Source organism: Mesorhizobium sp. M7A.F.Ca.MR.362.00.0.0 (assembly GCF_004023175.1).
GTDB lineage: Bacteria > Pseudomonadota > Alphaproteobacteria > Rhizobiales > Rhizobiaceae > Mesorhizobium.
The window spans coordinates 1-858 of record NZ_RZTF01000500.1 but is presented as its reverse complement, the minus strand read 5'-3'; the positions used below and the strand labels follow the sequence as shown (position 1 = coordinate 858).

Below are 858 nucleotides of genomic sequence, written 5' to 3'. Positions count from 1 at the left end.
CAAAAAGCCACCCTGCCGCCTTGCACTGGTCACGTCTTCGCCCCACTCTCTCGCAAAGCAGGAGACAGACGAATTTGAGGGGCTGATTTCAGGATGGAGCATGCGATCTATCTCGTCACGCTGGTCGGCACAGCGCTTGTCGTCGCCGCCGCGTTTTCGAGCCTGATCGCCTTCCGCTTCGGCGCCCCTCTTCTGCTCCTGTTTCTCTGCATTGGCCTCGCCACCGGCACCGACGGACTCGGCATCCAGTTCGACAACGCCCGCATCGCTTATTTTGCCGGCTCACTGGCGCTGGCCGTCATCCTGTTCGATTCCGGTTTCGGCACGCCGCTCAATGCCTTGCGGCAGGCTGCGGGCCCGGCTTTGTCGCTGGCCACCTTCGGCGTGCTTGTCACCACCGGCCTGTTCGGCGTCGCCGCCCATTATCTGCTCGATCTCACCTGGCTGGAATCCTTCCTGCTCGGGGCTGCCGTCGCCTCCACCGATGCGGCGGCCGTGTTCTTCCTGCTGCGCGCCGGCGAGATCAATCTGCGCGAACGCGTGCGCTCGACGCTCGAGGTGGAATCCGGCACCAACGACCCGATCGCCATCTTCCTGACCATCACGCTGGTAGAGATCATCGCCGCCCACGCCAACCCCGAAACCAATGTCCTGGTCACCAGCCTGTTCCTCGGCTTCCTCCTCAACATGGGCCTTGGCGCTGTCGTCGGCGTGCTCGGCGGCCTCGCCATCGTGCGCCTCGTCGACCGGCTCAATCTCGACCACGGCCTGCTGCCGATCTTCGTGCTGACCTTGTCGCTGATGGTGTTTGCAGCCGCCGGCGCCATTGGCGGCTCGGGCTTCCTGGCGGTCTATATC

At 64.2% G+C, this 858-nt stretch carries 1 protein-coding gene; it reads left to right on the top strand.

Annotation, left to right across the window (positions count from 1 at the left end; genetic code table 11):
• Window positions 1–93: 93 nt before the first annotated feature.
• On the top strand, window positions 94–858 hold a 765-nt coding region (locus tag EOC06_RS33915), incomplete at its 3' end, for a potassium/proton antiporter (RefSeq protein WP_128309854.1).